The 13,247-nt window shown below is 37.5% G+C and carries 13 protein-coding genes and 2 pseudogenes; 3 read left to right on the top strand and 12 right to left on the bottom strand.

What is annotated here, in order from left to right; genetic code table 11:
• The first annotated feature begins 147 nt into the window (after positions 1-147).
• Entirely contained in the window at positions 148-273 is a 126-nt protein-coding gene (locus tag ACW0TQ_RS10380; RefSeq protein ID WP_455725631.1) for a MerR family DNA-binding transcriptional regulator, read from the top strand.
• Complete coding sequence (locus ACW0TQ_RS10375) at positions 254-859, top strand: MerR family transcriptional regulator (protein ID WP_455725630.1); 606 nt, start codon at positions 254-256, stop codon at positions 857-859. Before ACW0TQ_RS10380 ends, ACW0TQ_RS10375 begins: the two co-directional genes overlap by 20 nt.
• A gap of 100 nt (positions 860-959) precedes the next feature.
• On the opposite strand, the gene ACW0TQ_RS10370 is transcribed toward ACW0TQ_RS10375, so the two are convergent.
• From ACW0TQ_RS10370 to ACW0TQ_RS10325, 10 genes are all read right to left on the bottom strand, one after another.
• Complete coding sequence (locus ACW0TQ_RS10370) at positions 960-1,883, bottom strand: aminopeptidase (RefSeq protein WP_256706025.1); 924 nt, start codon at positions 1,881-1,883, stop codon at positions 960-962.
• A 29-nt stretch (positions 1,884-1,912) separates the two neighbouring features.
• Positions 1,913-2,587, bottom strand: coding sequence for an AroM family protein (locus ACW0TQ_RS10365; RefSeq protein WP_256706024.1), 675 nt, complete (start codon positions 2,585-2,587; stop codon positions 1,913-1,915).
• A gap of 1 nt (position 2,588) precedes the next feature.
• Entirely contained in the window at positions 2,589-3,524 is a 936-nt protein-coding gene (locus ACW0TQ_RS10360; protein WP_289585331.1) for a DUF1177 domain-containing protein, read from the bottom strand.
• Positions 3,525-3,561: 37 nt separating this feature from the next.
• Positions 3,562-4,611 carry an S-methyl thiohydantoin desulfurase family protein gene (locus tag ACW0TQ_RS10355; protein ID WP_042533313.1) on the bottom strand — a complete coding sequence of 350 codons (1,050 nt, stop codon included), beginning with the start codon at positions 4,609-4,611 and terminating at the stop codon, positions 3,562-3,564.
• A gap of 16 nt (positions 4,612-4,627) precedes the next feature.
• Positions 4,628-6,196, bottom strand: a complete 1,569-nt coding sequence (locus ACW0TQ_RS10350) for an OPT/YSL family transporter (RefSeq protein WP_256706022.1) — start codon at positions 6,194-6,196, stop codon at positions 4,628-4,630.
• Positions 6,186-6,839, bottom strand: a complete 654-nt coding sequence (locus tag ACW0TQ_RS10345) for an aspartate/glutamate racemase family protein (RefSeq protein ID WP_042533309.1) — start codon at positions 6,837-6,839, stop codon at positions 6,186-6,188. Before ACW0TQ_RS10345 ends, ACW0TQ_RS10350 begins: the two co-directional genes overlap by 11 nt.
• A 305-nt stretch (positions 6,840-7,144) precedes the next feature.
• Positions 7,145-8,731 carry a PucR family transcriptional regulator gene (locus tag ACW0TQ_RS10340; RefSeq protein ID WP_341172840.1) on the bottom strand — a complete coding sequence of 529 codons (1,587 nt, stop codon included), beginning with the start codon at positions 8,729-8,731 and terminating at the stop codon, positions 7,145-7,147.
• Positions 8,732-9,034: 303 nt separating this feature from the next.
• The gene (locus ACW0TQ_RS10335; RefSeq protein ID WP_042533305.1) at positions 9,035-9,256 is read right to left on the bottom strand and encodes a helix-turn-helix domain-containing protein; all 222 of its coding nucleotides are present in this window, start codon (positions 9,254-9,256) and stop codon (positions 9,035-9,037) included.
• Positions 9,257-9,267: 11 nt separating this feature from the next.
• Positions 9,268-9,753 (bottom strand): DUF2975 domain-containing protein, encoded by a 486-nt coding sequence (locus tag ACW0TQ_RS10330; protein ID WP_332094141.1) that lies wholly within the window; start codon positions 9,751-9,753, stop codon positions 9,268-9,270.
• Positions 9,754-9,792: 39 nt separating this feature from the next.
• Positions 9,793-10,602, bottom strand: coding sequence for a DUF817 domain-containing protein (locus ACW0TQ_RS10325; protein WP_455725629.1), 810 nt, complete (start codon positions 10,600-10,602; stop codon positions 9,793-9,795).
• A gap of 303 nt (positions 10,603-10,905) precedes the next feature.
• Between ACW0TQ_RS10325 and ACW0TQ_RS10320 the strand changes: the two genes are divergently transcribed.
• Positions 10,906-12,009, top strand: coding sequence for a 5-methyltetrahydropteroyltriglutamate--homocysteine S-methyltransferase (locus ACW0TQ_RS10320; protein ID WP_341172839.1), 1,104 nt, complete (start codon positions 10,906-10,908; stop codon positions 12,007-12,009).
• A gap of 110 nt (positions 12,010-12,119) precedes the next feature.
• On the opposite strand, the pseudogene ACW0TQ_RS10315 reads toward ACW0TQ_RS10320, so the two are convergent.
• A pseudogene (locus tag ACW0TQ_RS10315) lies at positions 12,120-12,599 on the bottom strand (methylated-DNA--[protein]-cysteine S-methyltransferase); the annotation flags it as partial.
• 60 nt (positions 12,600-12,659) lie between these two features.
• Positions 12,660-13,205 (bottom strand): annotated as a pseudogene (locus ACW0TQ_RS10310) (bifunctional transcriptional activator/DNA repair enzyme AdaA); the annotation flags it as partial.
• Positions 13,206-13,247: the final 42 nt, after the last annotated feature.

The raw sequence follows: 13,247 nt of genomic DNA, 5'->3' as shown, positions 1-13,247 counted from the left end.
ATATCCCTCCTTTCTAACATCTATTACCATCATATAACATTTGTGCAAGTGCAAAGTTTGAGTTAAAATGATAAGCTATAATAACGTTCAATTAACCAAAACCCGTCATGGGTCTATAAGGTTTTAATCTAATCTTTGGAGGTAATCATGGAACTGCGGCCAATCGATATTGCTAAGAAACTAGATGTAGGAACAAGTGCATTAAGACACTATGAAGAATGGGGCATTGTGCCAAAAGCGATTCGGAAAGCAAATGGATATCGTGTGTACTGAGGTCCATGAAGCTTATTTTCAGTGTATCCGGGCTATGTACCCTGGTTTTGGGATGGGGACCGTCCGCAGAGTGATGCCTCTGCTGCAGGAAAATAAATATATTGAAGCATTATGGGAAGTCAACCAAGTGCAGGCTGAGTTATTTGAAAGAAAACAGCAGGCATTGGATGCTGCTTCTATCTTAAGTCCAGATAATATACAGGATTTCATGAAAAAACAGCAAAAGAAATATTATTCGATTGGAGAAGTAGAAGACGAATTACATGTTGCTGCAACCACCCTCAGACATTGGGAAAAGGAAGGGTTAATCACTCCTGAAAGAAATCCGGAAAATGGTTATCGACTATATACAAGGGAGGATATGAGGAGAATATTGATCATCAAAACGGTACAATCCTCTGTTTATTTATTGGACACCGTACGCGATATCCTGGATAAGATACAGCATCATAGTTTAACAGATGCCAGAAAAATTGTTATTGATGCACTGGATTATATGGATTATCAAATCGAGCAGCAATTAAGAGGAGCTTATTATCTATATAGACTGATTGATTTGTTGAAGAGCAAAAATACAGCTGTTTAATCTTTTTTCTGGGAACGCTTCGTATTTTTTAACGCTGTAACACAATGCCCATAAAAATATAAAACAGATATTCCATAAAATGGAATATCTGTTTTATATTTTATTCAAATTCCCAATCTAATTGCGGTTTTTTGGTAACACAATCAATATGCACATCTGCTTTATTCATTCCGCCAAAAGTATGATTAGAGCCAAAAGCAACATGGACCGTTTCATAAGCTTTTTCATCTTCTAAAATATTTCCAGTGATTCTCGCAGCATGGTTTGTGCCAATTCCAAGCTCAGCTGCCAGACGCCCATTTCCTTCTCCAAGAAGGGTTAATAGCAATTCCCCCTGTTCTCCGGTTGCTTGAACAAGCCGTCCTTTTTCAACTGTCAAAACAACAGGCCCATCTACCAATCCGATTCCTGCCATGGACCCATTTATTTCTATTTTCCCTTCAGCCAGTCCTTCTACAGGAGCAATATATGCTTCCCCAGATGGAAGGTTTCCTGATGCTGTTTTACCGCGGAATATTCCTGTGCTTGCTATTCCATCTCTGCCTTCTAGCGGAATACGGAGTTTAAGATTTTTTTCTTTTCCAGTTGTAATGGTTACTGCTTTCGCTTTTGTCAGCTTAGCGGTCATTTCGTTTGTTTCTTTTTCTACGCGCTTGTAATCTGCACTCATTGCTCCTTGAAGAATCATATCTTCCGTAATTCCTGGCATCGTAATCACACTTACCCCATGGGCATTTGCATTTTTTCTTGCAGCTGTATGAGTAAGGGAATGCTTGGTCAGGCAGAATACAAGATCATATGAAAGCATCGCTTCAGAGATTGCTTCCGATGGTTCTTCTCCCGATTTACTGCGGTCCGACATTATTTGTAAATTTGTATTCCAGCCATCCTGCTCCAAAGCCTCATTAAATTTCTTTCCCAGAGCTTCTGTACTATGATCTGTTACCACTAAAATTTTCGTATCTTTCTCTGCAAATACATTATTCTTCATTAATTTCGCAACGGTTTGCTGAAAAGAATTCATTTTACTGCCTTCTTTCTATGCCTTAAAAATTATAATCTATTTAAGTGTGCTTTTGCTGCATAAGCAGCGACTTTTCTTGGCAGAAATACCTTTAGTCCACTTGCATTTACTGCTCTCTTCTCATGCTCTTCATTGTAACCCATACAATCAAGGACAATCAAATCTGCTCCCCGGTTTTTTAAAGCTCTTGCAGCTCCTTCTATATTACTTTTTTCATAAGGAGAAGCTACTTCCACAAGCTTTTTTATTTCCGGATGATTCCACTTTTCAATCAACGAATCTCTTTGCTCTTCTAAAGGAATAATTAACCCCAGATTTCCTGACGGCATTACCTTGTGGACAGCTTGGTTTAACTCAACGTCTGGATAAATAATTGGCTTGGTCCCTTGTAAAGTTGGAAAATCTCCTGTACAAAGCATAATAATTACTTCTGTCTGTTCTTCCAACATATCTCTTTCTTCCTGGAGCAGTGGAAGAAGTTTTGATTTTCCCATTTTCACAGAGCCTCCGTTTCTGACTCTGGATATATACGTTATGTCCGAAGCATCCGGAGCAACGGTATGAAATGAATCCACATCAAGCCGGTCCAATGCTCCTTTTTCAATGATTTCTGTTTCTGATCCAAGAATTCTCTGAATAGAAGGAGTAACATCTGTACGCGGAGCTTGTCCGATAGTTAAGACGCCAACGCTTCCTTTTCCCATCTTAGGCTTTCCCCAATGTTTGCAGATGTTTCATCGATCCATAAAGTTCTTCCAAACGATTATACTCTGCTTCATCATAAAATTCGATTTGCTTCTGAGTAAATTCTTTAGCTACTTCAATTGAAAAACGGACAGCCTGTGCAACATCCACTTCATGGCTTGCTCCTGTACCGCTTCCCGGAACAGCTGTCTGCGCAGTTATTGCTACACCAATAACTGGTGCATCTGTCGCAACTGATGGTTGGAGGATACTGTTAATATGGAAAACATCATTTCCATATGGAGTAATATCCTGTGTGGTGACCGCAAAAGTGACTGGTAATTCTCCCGTTGTCATCTCCATAATTCTTATTAAGTCATCGTTGAATTTTAAAACATATCCAGACTTCACAGTTGGTGACAATGCTATTCCGCGGTGATTAAATACTTTATTTCCTTTTGTCGTATCGATAGATAATACTGCATCCATCTCTGGGAATACTTCATATTGATTCATCGTCAAAATATCAACCGGTGATCCCATAAAGTCTACAGGCTTATGTGGCTGAGTTGGTGCATTTGGACAAATATGTGTGGTGATATAAATATCTCCAGGCAGGCGATCTCCTTTTTCAGCCATCGTTGCTAGTTTCAAAGCTGTTGTAACTGCTGCAGCCGCACCATCCCCATCAGAGACAAACCCGATACGATTTGGACGTGCACCAAGTCCGCCTAATCTTCCAACAATACCTAAAGAAGGCGCTTCCCCTCCGTCTATTTTTCCATTTGTTCCTTTAATCACTATTTTAATGAAATCAGTCGAACCAGCTTCTCCATTTACTGTCTCAAAACCGGCATCGCAATAAGTCATTTCATCGAACAGTTTTACAATTTTTTCACCATTGATACTTGGATTATCTAATAATTCCATAACTTCCATTGTATATTTTAAAGACATTTTATCTTCAGCTCCTTAACGTGTTTTGTATATTCTTTTAAATAATTGATTTATTGATAATTGGCTCTACCGTTTTTAATAGCTTCTGATTGTACATGGTAGAACTTAAAAGTAAGTTCTCTTTTGGTACTGACATAACAGCTATTTTTATGCCTTCTTTAATTTCTGCACTAACAAGCGGTTTCCCCGTCTCGACATCGAAAGTCATAATTAGATCAGGAAATGTTCCTTTACGCTCTCCGTTCTTTTCTGCGGTCATATATTCGTTCCAAAAAGTAAGCTCTAAATCATCAATGCGAACATAACCAACATCAAATCCACCTGTTTTATCTAATTGAAATTCATTCACTTTACCAGAATGAATAATTCTTCCTTTTAAGTACGTCACTGCTTTTTCAATCCGTTCTGGACCCTCAGGTACAGATAAAAATTCATTACCTAGTTCAATTGCCTGTGTTATTGCTCCAACTGCTGCATTTTCCTTAATATACTGTGTATCGACTGGATTTCGGCAAACACCAACCATGCCTCCTGCTTGCACTGAGATGGAGCGGACTGCACTGGAAGTAAGGTCTAATGTACCTGTGATGGAACCAGCTGCTTCTTTATCACCTTTCCCTCCAGCAAAGGTTTGAATCGATTGATAATCCGCTACTTCGGAAAGATTCATTGACCCCATGGAACCTGTTGGATGTGCTCTCCCATTGGAAGGGGCATCTACTACTGGCAAGCCAGTAGCAGCAGCTTGCAGCCAGCCATTAATCGTTGTTGAAGCACCATTTTCATTTGTCATTAATGCTGCAATCGGCTTGTCAAATTCCATTTTCATTCGATGAATTGTATTAACTAATTGATCGGAATCAACATACATTTCTTTAGCGGAAGGAGCTCCTACTAAGGAAACACAAGGAACAAATTCATTGTCCTGCAATTCATCGACTGTAATCAGCTCCGGATTCCCCAAAGCAAAAGCAAGGTCGGTCTTTTCTAAGCCGTCAGCGATCCAGCCGCCTCCACCTCCGCCAAGAATACATCCTCCATATACAGCACTGATTGCATCTTCTTTTGTCAACATTTTTCTAACCATTGTCCAATCCCCCTAATTATCTTGCTTTCCATAAAGATGAAAAGAAGCTATAAATCGCATCACCGGCGATAAATCCGGCTGCCATCGTATACATTGTATTTTCTGCCTCTTGGCCTCGAAGCTTGATAACTGCTATTCGAATAATCAGTCCGGCGATAACAGCCCAGCCGGCAAGTGGGTTAACAATCAGCAAACCTGTCGCAAATAAAACTCCCATTTGACGTTTTGGACCGCCAATAAGCTGGATAATTGCACCAGGAATGGCCCATATTAATATCATCATGCCTACATTTCCTGTCAGACCCGATTCAATTGTTGCTGCATAAACTGCATCAACAGGTGGAATGAGTCCTTGTTCAAAGAAACTCTCTGCGAATAAAAAAACAACGACAAATGCGACAACAAATCCGATAAACGCACTTTTAAGCTGTTGCTTCCTTCCAAACAATTCCTGCTCCAGAGTGGCCCCTTTTCGTAAAATAACACCTGTTTTCAAATCAAATCCCAAGTCTGCAAAAGCAGGTCCAGTCGAAGCGGTATATCCTGTTAGTAACGCAAGGGCAATCGGTGGAAATCCAATCATCATTCCGATTAATAAGAAAATCAGCGTTACTGCAAATGCAGGAAACCATCCAGAGTGCATAGCGGCAATTCCGACAATCATCTCACTGATGATAGCAGCAAGTGCAGCAAATAAAACAAATATAACAATCTGCCATACTGGCATGTCTGTCATAATTCCACCTAAAATTGCGACTACCACTGCACCTAGAGCATAAAATAGATAACCAAGTCCAAAACCAGTTTTGATATCCTTTTCTGTACGTGTATATTCACGCTCTGGAATCTGTTCATTTATTTTTCTCTGTTCTTTTCTCGATTTGACAAGGATGAAAATAAACTGTAACAGTGCTACACTTCCCGCACCAATCATCATGCCATGTGGAATATAATATGCATTTAAGTCTAATCCAAATAAAGGATCAGAATATCCCATAAGTAATAAACCTATTCCAAACATGGCAAGAGCCCAAATATTACCGATAAAAGCTACACCAAAGGCTGACATCGAGATGCCAAAGTAAGAACCAATTACCCCGCCAACAATGCCCAAACTTAAATATTTGGCTTTCTTTCCACCTTCATCTCCTGCTTTGATAGCTTCTGCAGTTGCTATTCCTGATGGCCAAGCTTCATCTGAACCAAATAACTTTGTGTCAAACACTTTATATAAGATTAAAGCATCGATAGCAAGAGCAATTCCTGAACCAATCAGCATAGGTATTATCAACTCAGGAACTCCCATTGCATAAGGTAATCCAATTGGAATCAATAAACTGTTTGCTGCGCCAAAGGTTGCAGCAGATATCGTTGTTTGCACCAAATTCTGGTTTTCCAATGTACGATATTTATAAAACATCTGCATCGGAATCCTCGCAATTAGCATTGCAATTAGAGCACCAATAATAGAGGTATTCGGAGTAATCCCCAGTGACGTAATTAACTGCATCCCAATAATCGCACCTAAAAACGCGATAATAATAGAGAATATAATAAATGTAGGATCAAACGTTTTATTCTTCATCTTTTTCCCTGCTTTCTATTAGCTGATAGGCTATCGCCTGCGCTTCGACTAGATCAATCACAGGAATTTTCACCCTTTTCTGTAAATAGTTCTTTAAACGTATTGTTGAAAAGCCTGTACAAGCGAATAAAATAACATCAGCACCCGATTCTATCTGCTCATGAACAAGTGTCAATAGTTCCTGTTTTGCGTTCTCTTTGAATAAATCTGTTGTTTTACTTAGTTTTGGTGAAGAAGTATAAGCGTGGAAACGACTTCCGAGCTCTTCTTTCATTCTTATTGGAGCCTCTTGGGTTATCCCAATAATTCCAACCTTACTCCCTACCATACTGGCAGCATGTGCACCTGAGACTCCTGCACCGATTATTGGAATATCTGTTTCCAAACGAGCTTCATCTAATGCCGGATCCGCCGCACAGCTGATGGTAATTGCATCAATATCCCTTTCTTGGGATAGCTCTTTTGCCAGAGAAACAATTTTGGGTATCGCTGCTGCTTCCGATTCATTATCATATATACCATTCGGCTGCTCTCCGATACATTTTGTTTTTGAGGCAATTTGATACAACTCTTTCATTCTTGTTCCATGCTCCATCAAAATATTTTCATTATCTGTTGATAATACTCTGATAATTCCTAACATTACTTCATCTCCTTTCCGGCTATTATAAAGAGTTATAAATTATTTTAGAATGTTAAAAATGTGCAATATATTTACAATAAATTTTCACACTTTTTTCAACTGCAAAAAAAGTGCATACGTTTTATCTTTCTAAAAATGACTAAAAATAAACTCATTATAGCTGTTATGAAATCAATTAAATGCCCTGGTTCCCAAAAAAAACTGGAGCAACACTCAAATTCTATCAGTAGAGTCTGAGTATTGCCCCGGTTTCTTTCATTTCCACAATCTTTTATTCATAACAATATTTTTTATCGTTTTATCTTTCAAGATAATTCTTTTATTTTCAAACAAAAACGCAATATAAAACCTGCTTCCGGATTACTGATATCCATATTTAACTCCTCTTCAATTTTATTAATTCGGTAATTTAAGGTACGTCTGTGAATAAATAATTTTTCAGAAGTTTTAGAGACATTTCCGTTATTATCCAAATAAGCGATTAGCGTATGCAGTAAATCATCATTTTCTTCCCGAAGCAAGGGAGACAGAACTGTGTCGGTATATTTTTGCACAACATCTTCCGAGGTTAAATTAATCAATATCTCATAAATTCCTAATTGGTCTTGGATATAAACATTTTCTTCCGGTTTTACCTTTTCCCCTATTTCCATCATTTTTGTAACAGAATGCATCGACTGATCGAAGTTTTGAGGATCTGATATGCAAGAACTTATTGAAATACGAATCGGTACTGCACTGTTTCTTGCATTATATTGTACAACAATCTGCTGCCATGCCTTAACAAGCATTGAATAATTCACCTTTTTCCCATAATGAAATGCATAAAAATAATTATGTTTTTCAAAAATTAATGTCTGACCAAATTCGAATTTCTTTATTAGAACGTCCAATTCTTTCCTGATGAGACAGGAGGAATCCACCAACAAATTCGCAGGCTGGTTCGACTGTCTTATCCATGGCGCTTGAAAGTGTACAATGGTTATTCCCTTATCTTCATTCTCCTTTAAATCATTTAAAAAAGATTCCATTAACTCTATTTCATATAGCCGATTTTTTTGATAATAAATCTGATCACTTATAAATAGTTCACTCAATTTATTACTCATTTTCTTCATAGTGACAGAATCTGTTTCGGCTAATTTTTCATCTGCATAGAGCACATGAATAATTCCAAAGATTTGATTCTTTGACGTCAAAGGAATCAGCATCCTATTTTTATATCCTTGCATTTTATAAATAATAAATGATTGATCATTGAATTCTGCTATCCATCCTTCAATGACTTTTAAATAAGAAGCAGCTTGTGGAGGAGAAAATAAAGCGTTCTTTTTCCTCCATCCATCTGTTTTAAAATAAGCAGAACGATACAAAAGTTTTCCTTCCAGATCTTCCACATAGACAGAAGCTTTCACGACTTCTGCCATACTTTCAATTGCCTGCTCCATGGAAATAAAATTTGATTCTTGTATTTGAGTAAATGGATGATGGGTTTGAATTTGCAGTTGTTTCTCTTCATATAATTTTTCATATAGAGGCATCAAAATATTGATATACGAAATATTCTTTGGAATAGATATAATCGGAAAATCTCTTCTGCTTGCCAATTCAATCATTTTTTCTGGAAGCTTATTAATAAACCTTCCAAGTTTGACTACAATCCCAGACGCACCTTTCTCAATTAAAGTACGGACAATGTCAACTTGCTTTTCTTCGTCATCCTTAATCGAATAGAAAGTAGTCATAATCAATATACCGGGTGTAACCCAATCCAGCACTTCAGGAACCTCCATTACTTCAACAGAATTAATTATATTATTTAACCCCTCATGCCCTGTAATTAGTGTTCCTTCTGATAACTCTCCAATTTTTAATGCTTCTGCAATTCTCATAAACGTACTCCTAACCATTTCCTAATCTCATTTATAATTTTCAAAACAAATTATTGGTTCACTATCTGAAATAGGATATTACAGTATCTTACCTCTTTACATTATTTGAAGTCAAATACATCAAACACTTTTATATCACATTAATAAACAGCCATGAACCTCAATAATCCTGAGTTTATGGCTGTTAGTTTCTTATTAAAGGCTGCACTAAAAATTAACCTTTTAGACAATTCCTATACTTTTTTATAAACTTCATCAAGGGAATCCAATGATTCATTTTAGTATAACTTTAGAAAAAACCTCTCAAACTCCTTCTTCCTCATCCGGCACATACTCTAAAATATCCCCTGGCTGACATTCCAAAGCCTCACAAATCTTTTCCAATGTAGAGAACCGAATCGCTTTTGCTTTTCCATTTTTCAAGATAGACAGATTTGCCATGGTAATACCAACCTTCTCTGTTAATTCCGTTACACTCATTTTACGTTTTGCCAGCATCACATCAATATGAATCACTATTGCCATATCATCACCCCTCACACGGTCAAATCATTTTCTGTTTTAATTTCTAACGCATTTTTAAACAGCTTCTGTAAAAGGGAAGCAAATACAGCAACAACAAATGAAACAAACAATGGCACCATGCCAATTATAATTACACCTGGAGCATCATCCTTCTCGGCAAACAAATAAATAAACGGCATCGTCAGAATATAAATCCCAGTAATTGTTAAGGCACATTGTTTAATCTTTTTCAGAGTAAAAACAGCCTCTTCTGAAAAGGTCTGATTTTGGTCAATCAGCCTCAGTAGTTTTAAGGCTTGGTAAAGTGCCAGATAAAATGGAATCGTTGTTAAAAAAACACCAATTACAATTGGATATATGACCCATTTAACCATCGCAGAACTATCCGAAATATCGATGATAATTTGCGGAATTAAAATAACCGATAGGGCAATCATAATTAATCCCATTAAATAAATAACTGTTTTCAAAAATGTCGTTGAGCTTTTCTGCATCATAATCACCTCGTTTATATATATATAAAATACTTCTCTTAATTAACTTTTACTTCTGGCAATTCCTTGATTACTTCCTTCCAATAACCCTTCTATCTTCGCCTGTGATTGTTTTAACATTGCTACAATCAAGAAGCTGACAATGACTAATAACAGCCAGGAGCTTACTTTTCCTAAATGTACCATGCTCCATACTTCTGCCTGGTTTGGATATTCCCATGCCTGGAAAAAGGTTGCTATATTCTCGGCTATCCATATAAAGAAACCAATCAGGAAAAAAGAAAGGACGATGGGCATACGATAGCGTTTATTGCCGACCTTATAATCCACCCATGCTCTTAAAAATACGATAAGTACTAATGCAGACAGCCACCATCTGATGTCCAGCCAATAATGATGGGTAAAGAAATTCAAATAAATTGCAGCTGCCAGCGGTCCTGCTAAAAAGATAGATGGCCATTTTACCAGCCGAACATCTAATCTTCTCCATGCCTGACACAAATAGCTGGCGACACTTGCATACATAAAACCACTGTATAGCGGAACTCCAAAAATCTTCGTAAACGCTTCTTCCGGATAGAGCCATGAGCCCATATTCACTTTAAAAATTTCTAAAGTCAATCCAATGATATGAAATAAGGTAATGACGACAAGCTCTTTTTTCGTTTCTAATCCGGAGGCTATCATAAAAACCTGTGTGATGAGACAGATAACCAATAGCCAATCATATCTTGACAGGAAAGGCAGATCGATAAACTTTGTTATCGCTAAGGACGCAAAAATAATGACTGGAAAGATACAGGACAGCGCCTGTTCATAACCAAATCGGATAAGCTGTTTGATTGCTTTCATTTTCTCAATCTCCAATTTAAAATTTTATTATTAACATTGATTATAGATAACTATTTATCGAAAATCAATAAAAATATTTCAACTAAGAATAAATTTCTTCATTCCCCCTGTTATAACAGGCTATTGCATCTTTTCAAAATTAAATGGAACATTTCTGATAGAAATTATAATTAAGCAGGATACCCGCTATATGTTAAAACTATATCTACCAATATGTTTTAAGTATTTTACAGACTTTTATTATTCTGTATATAATTAATCTATTAAGCATAAGTAAATACATACTTACGAGGAGTTGCAGCGATGTTAAACATAAAATACGATATTGTAGGTTCTTTTTTAAGACCCGATGAAATCAAGATTGCCCGTGCAAAATATTTTAATGGAGAAATTGATTTGAATGCATTAAGAGAAGCAGAAGATCAGGCCATTTCCGATTTGGTGGAGAAGGAAGTGGCACACGGTCTCAAATTTGTTACAGACGGTGAGTTCAGACGCAGATGGTGGCACCTTGACTGGCTGAAAGAATTTGACGGCTTTACTACAAAGCATTTTGATAAGGTAATCAACGACGTCACGAACAAAATTGAGCTAGGATGTATTGAAGGGAAAATTTCTTATAACAAGAATAAGAATCATCCAGAAATAGAAGCCTGGGATTATTTACATAGCCTCGCTAAAAATTACGATGGCGTAGAAGCAAAAAAATCTATCTCCGGACCGAATATGATTCTGGTTGATCATTTTCTTCAGCTCGGCATCAAGGATACACCATATTATGGCACCGATATTGACCTCGTTATTGAGGATATTGGAAAAGCCTATCAGGAAGCCGTTCAGGATTTATACGATCATGGATGCCGTTACTTACAGATTGATGATACGTCATGGACCTATATGATTGATGACACATTCAATGAAAAAGTATCCGCTCTGGCTTATACAAAAGAAGAGGTTTTAGAATGGTTTAGACGAGCTTCTGCCAAGGCTTTGGAGAAAAAACCCGAAGACATGACAATTGCAACGCATTTCTGCAAAGGAAACTTTAAAGGAAACCCGCTCTTTTCAGGATTTTATGATTCAGTCGCAGAAGTTATCAGCACGATTCCTTATGACGGTTTCTTTGTGGAATATGATGATGCCCGTTCCGGTTCCTTTGCACCTTGGGAAGTGCTTAAAAATACCGGCGCTACATTTGTAGTCGGTCTTATCTCTACCAAAAATCCGGCATTGGAAGCACATGATGATATTAAGAAAAGATATTTGGAAGCCAAATCCGTCGTGGGCGATAACATTGCACTATCTCCACAATGCGGTTTTGCTTCCGTGGAAGAAGGAAATTCTATTGATGAGGAAATACAGTGGAAAAAGATTGACCTCTTAGTTTCCTGTCAGGATTTCCTCTAAAGAAGAATGCTCTCCGGAGCTGCGAAATAATAAAGCATTAGAAAGCGTGGCTGTGCCAGACTTCTAATGCTTTTTCCATCTCTAGAAATTCTAATAGATGCTCTTAGAATTTATCTCCTCTCCAGCTCTAATAAACTTTCTTTCATCGGAATACCTCCGCGAAATCCTGTCAGCTTGCCATCCTTTGCAATCACACGATGACATGGAACCAGAATCATTACTGGATTGGCGCCGATTGCGGCACCAACAGCTCGTACCGCTTTCGGTTTTTCTATTTTTTCCGCTATATTCATATACGAAACTGTTTCTCCATAAGGGATGTGCTGCAGCGCTTCCCAAACAGATTCTTGAAAAGCAGTCCCTTTTAAATCCATTGCCAAATCAAATTCTTTTCGTTCACCATCTAAATAGGAAATCAGCTGCTCTTTGTAACAATTAATTTTCCCCTCATCATGTACCAGTTCTGAGTCTGCTCTTTTTTTATCTGCCCAGGCTTCAATTTCATCTATTTCTTTATTTTGAGATCCGACATAGCATAATCCATTATCAGTTGCCGCAAGATAGAACGACCAGCCGTTATGCTCTAATTTTCCATAATAAATTGTTTCTTCTTGGTTATGCTTCATTGCAGACACCTTCTCCCTGTACGCTTTTCTAAATTGACGCGGTGTTTGTTGATTCTTTTCTTTAAAAAGTGTTGTGAAGCGAGTTGGATTTGTTATACCGATAAGATGAGCTATCTCCTTCACAGATAAATCCGTTTCTATTAAGCAGTCCTTTGCTTTTTCCAGCCGAATTTGCTGCAAATAAGCCAATGGAGTTATTCCTGTCCACCTTTTAAACACGCGATGCAAATGATAAGGACTGCCATGACACGCTTCTGCAAGCTCATTTAATGTTAAAGACGTTGCATAATTTTCTCTGATATAATTTTCCGCCTGTGTTACCCATTCTTCATCCGGAAGGCTGCTTCCTCCAGATTTACATCTCTTACATGGCCTATATCCAGCCTGTAAAGCATCTTCTGCCTTTTTGAAAATGGTAACATTATCAAAGTTGGGAACTCTTGATTTACAAGAAGGACGGCAAAAGATTTTTGTTGTTTTCACCGCATAAAAGAATTGCCCGTCATACGATTTATCATTCTCTATAATTGCCCTTCGCTGCTCTGCAGTTATTTTTGTATCCAACAGCAACCACCTCTTCTTTCATTGTACACTTGAAAGATAAGAAATAAA

The organism is Oceanobacillus sp. M60 (assembly GCF_053839645.1).
The sequence above is the reverse complement of the archived record's forward strand: the minus strand, read 5'-3'. Positions and strand labels throughout refer to the sequence as shown.